Origin of the sequence: Eudoraea sp. (assembly GCF_049665975.1) — a bacterium.
Lineage (GTDB): Bacteria > Bacteroidota > Bacteroidia > Flavobacteriales > Flavobacteriaceae > Eudoraea.
On sequence record NZ_JBATGR010000101.1, the window covers coordinates 1 to 3,979 of the forward strand.

Annotated in this window: 5 protein-coding genes; 1 reads left to right on the top strand and 4 read right to left on the bottom strand. The window is 35.5% G+C overall.

Features of this window, described 5'->3' with window-relative positions; translation table 11 throughout:
- Positions 1-604, top strand: a 604-nt coding sequence (locus WBN20_RS04135; RefSeq protein WP_424280806.1) for a hypothetical protein, incomplete at its 5' end; no start/stop codon positions are given.
- A 528-nt stretch (positions 605-1,132) separates the two neighbouring features.
- On the opposite strand, the gene WBN20_RS04140 is transcribed toward WBN20_RS04135, so the two are convergent.
- The 4 genes from WBN20_RS04140 to WBN20_RS04155 form a co-directional block, all read right to left on the bottom strand.
- Positions 1,133-1,498 carry an arsenate reductase family protein gene (locus tag WBN20_RS04140; protein WP_424280807.1) on the bottom strand — a complete coding sequence of 122 codons (366 nt, stop codon included), beginning with the start codon at positions 1,496-1,498 and terminating at the stop codon, positions 1,133-1,135.
- A gap of 8 nt (positions 1,499-1,506) precedes the next feature.
- Positions 1,507-1,722: a hypothetical protein gene (locus WBN20_RS04145; RefSeq protein WP_424280808.1), complete on the bottom strand. Its 216-nt coding sequence runs from the start codon at positions 1,720-1,722 to the stop codon at positions 1,507-1,509.
- 381 nt (positions 1,723-2,103) lie between these two features.
- Positions 2,104-2,952: a universal stress protein gene (locus WBN20_RS04150; protein ID WP_424280809.1), complete on the bottom strand. Its 849-nt coding sequence runs from the start codon at positions 2,950-2,952 to the stop codon at positions 2,104-2,106.
- A gap of 122 nt (positions 2,953-3,074) precedes the next feature.
- Complete coding sequence (locus WBN20_RS04155; protein WP_424280810.1) at positions 3,075-3,560, bottom strand: DinB family protein; 486 nt, start codon at positions 3,558-3,560, stop codon at positions 3,075-3,077.
- Positions 3,561-3,979 lie beyond the last annotated feature (419 nt).

Genomic DNA, 3,979 nt, shown 5'->3' on the forward strand with positions numbered 1-3,979 from the left:
GTACAATAGGAAATTTGATAAAATGTATTTGAATTACATTTCGTTTTCTAATAATTTTGAAGTTAGTCAGCCACCAAAGTTTATTCTGAAAGAAACAGTAGCTAATATGAATTGCGAATGCTTTCTATTGACTTTTAATAATTCCGTTGACCCAGTATATGCCATGGAAAAAAAATTTTACAATTTTAAATTTAAAGGAAAGAAAATTCAAATTGATAGAATAAGGATAGATCAGAAAACCGTGTTCGTATACCCTGATATGGATAGAAGTGAATTTTTAAATATGACCTACGAATTAAGTGCTGCTAAAAGAAAAAGACTAGAGCTATTGGATATATTAAGCATAGAAGTAACAGGTTTGAGAGATATGGGAATAACAGGTGATGGAGGTTTGGAATCCAACCTAATAAATGATAAGGAATATGTAACATACAGGCAGTTCAGAGAGTTTTTTGTTCAGGAAATAAAGTCTAATGGGAGCGTCTTAAAGGACACTCTGTTTATGAGAAAAGACATCCCTATTTTCAAAGATCAAACCATTGTAAAGCCCGATAATTTTGATGATTACTGGATGAATACCCCGCTTCAAAATGTGAAGTATTAAGAGCTATTCAAGAGATGCATAATAAGATCTGTTTATTTAAAAGAATAATTTGAATTTGGTGCCTGGAATTTTTTTTCTCAGCTGGGGTTGACTCCCTCAACCTTCACCAAGGTTTCTGTTGACATATTTGGTCGTCTGACCCGGACCGAGGGAATCAGTAAAAGTCCCGTGAACTTTTACCACGAGGGGCCAGTTGGCGGGGGCGAGGTTAAAAAGCAAAACCACGCAAGCTGACGCTTGCTGTTTTATATTTCTCCTGAAATCTCAAGCAAGCTTGGATTTCCTTCAAAATAAAAAACCCACCTGATCGGTGGGTTTTACTTTCTCTGGTGACCTGGCTGGGGTCGGAACCTATGGTTCTGAAGTCAGTCAGAATCGACTCTTTGCTAATTTTCACAATCGATGTTGACGATTTGTGAACTTGTTATGATTTGAATTAGGTCAAAGTAACTTTCGTTGTGCAAATATAAATATTTTGAAATCTTAATTTTGTTTATAGCAGATTAATCCTAGTACTAATCATTCAGATTATATTTTAATAATGTCCGTAGGGGTTTCCACCAAGATGGTAATATTTCCTCTTAGCGCTATAGGCTGTTTCATAATCTCTGGATTATGCTGAATCATTTTAATCCAGTCATTAGAAGAAAAATCATGATGTTCAAAACGGGATTTATAGGAGGGATGATCTTGATTTACCAGATCCGAAATCTCCATATTAAGTCGGTCAGCAAGTTCAGTAACCTGTGTTCCGGTCAGGGGTGTTTTCAAAATATCGATTTCCTGTATGGGCAATCCTTCAGCCTTCGCGTAGGCCAAGGTTTGTTTTGCTCTGTTAGACTTAGAACTATAATACAAGGTAATCTGTCTATTGGATGTGGCTATTTCTCCCATTCCTTTGTTTATTTTTTGTTCTTATGCGTTTCCAAATGATGTTGCAGTAACCCTTTTAAACTCTCAAGATATTCCCCTAAGACAGCACTATCGATATGAGGATGTTTGGTAGCGGGAATGGTCATAGGATTTTCGTCCAAAAACCGATAGAGTTCGGGATAGTTCGTTTCAATATTATAGGTTAAACGGGTTATCTCCGTCAATAGCGTCTTTAAGTTATCCATATGCTTAATTTTAATAATATTTGCCTCATGTTTGAATAATAAATGTTACCATATATCAAGCAAAAAATCAGGACAATAAATAGGAATTACAAAAAATACGAACAACAAAAATAGGATTGCCCAAAGAGCCCACATTAATATGGGATAAACAATTATATTCCCTTTTGATTTAGGGTTCAATGAATGTGCTATAAGCCCATGTATTCCAAAGCTGAATAGCAGAAAGGTGAGGCTGGTCATTATGATCGAAAAGACTTTGGAGTTCGCGTCTTTTGAAATAAAAAGATAAATTGCTAATGCGATTGATAATGCTATTACTATCCTAAATATCCTTCTGGCCATTGGTTAACTGTTTTAAATTTTTTTTACTCTAAACTCGAATTATTGATAATTACTTTCATGAAAAGTAATTAATGGTATTTTTCCATAGGATTCCATCTTTTTGACAAGATCATGATGAAAAATATTTTTTAGAAGACTTCTTTGTTGTCTTTCTACCATCGCTACAATATCTGCGCCTACATCGCCCAAGTAAATTCTTAGTGTTTCAAAAGTATCTTCGGAAAACAATACCTCAAAGTTGACCCTTGGGTAGTTTATTTCGTTCTTTAGTTTTTCTACAAACCATTCCTTTCGCTGTTTACCTGCATATTCTTTTTCAGATGAAACATGAACTGTTTTGATTTCGGCATTAAAAGGTTTTGCAATTTCAATCAGGTTTTTAATTATACGTATGTCCTCTTCTTCAAAGTCTGTAGCATATACAATTGTTCCAATTTTATTAAAGCTTGTATCGGCAGGGATTGACAGAACCGGACAAGGGGCTTTATTGATAAGTTGCTTCGTAGTATTTCCCATCAAAAACTCCCTTAGAGTACTTCCTCCTTTCATCCCAACAACCAGTAAGGAAGGGTTACTATCTTTGGTTTTATCTATTATCCCGTTTATAACAGATTTATGTTCAATAGCCTCTAACTGAATATTAACTTCATCCAGCCCTACTCCTAAGTGTGTCACACAAAATTCCTGGAGTTTAGTATGATGCTCTTTAAACGCGTCTTCCTCAAGATGCGGGAATGGTTCCTCAACTTTTGTACCCAATACTGTTGGATAATCAAATACATGGGTAACCATCAAGCGAGAACCCAATTGTGTACTCATTTTATGGGCATACTTTAAAGCGGCGACGGAATTTTGGGAATAATCGGTGGCAAATAAAATTGTTTTCAACTCGATTTCTTTTTTAGATTGATTCCAAAACTATGAACCTTCAAGGAACTTTTATATGACCTAGATCAGGTTTTTCGATTGTTTTTGTGCAGACGACAAAAAAACAATCGAAATATGGAGGCTTATTTGAATTTAGTGGACTCTCCCTTTAGGATTTTAAGGTAAGCTGCTATCTGTCCCCTATGATAGACTTCATGTTCCAAGACTTGTCTCATTAGAAACCACCACAGTGTCATATTTTCTCCTTTATCATCTGTAATTTGTTCATTAACAGCAGCATCTTTAAGGGAACGAATAACCGAATGGCGTTTGAGTTGAAACTCCTCTAATTTTTTAAGCATTGCCTCATAAGTTGCCTCATCAACGTGCAGGTGGGGTTCCTCAGAACCCAATGTCCACTTAAAATTTTTCTCATGGGTTGTCGCAATATTCAAAAAAAGTTCGTCAACATTAATGAGATGTTGTACAATGTCCGCAAAACTCATAGCGGTATTGTTCAGTCTCCAATTGATAAATCCTTCCGGTACTTCATCGAGCCTTTTTAGCGTGAGCTTCCGTATTTCTGAAGAGAACTCGGCAAGCAAATTCAAGCATTCATGAGTGTTCATTTTTCTTTTGGTTCTAATGGAAAGCAATTTAAGTAGCCTAGTCAAAGTCTACAATGATTAATATCAATTAGGGAGCTTGACAAGAGCCTAATGGAAGTACATAGTCTATATTATTTTTTGCAAAAGTTGTTATCACTGACCTAGGTCATGTTTAATTGGATAATCCCTCGATAATTTTGCTCTATAAATTAAAAGTACCCTAGATATGAGTAATTTCAGAAGCAGACCCAATGACCAATGGGCGTTATTGATATTGAAAATGGGATAACAGGTAAAATGTCATTCAATCCAAAATGAATAAAAAGGCAATAATAATCACAATATTAGGTATAATCATTGGAGCGGTCGCGGGATATACCTACTATGTTGAAATTGGGTGTTTAACTGGTAGTTGCCCCATTACTTCTAAACCCGTAAAT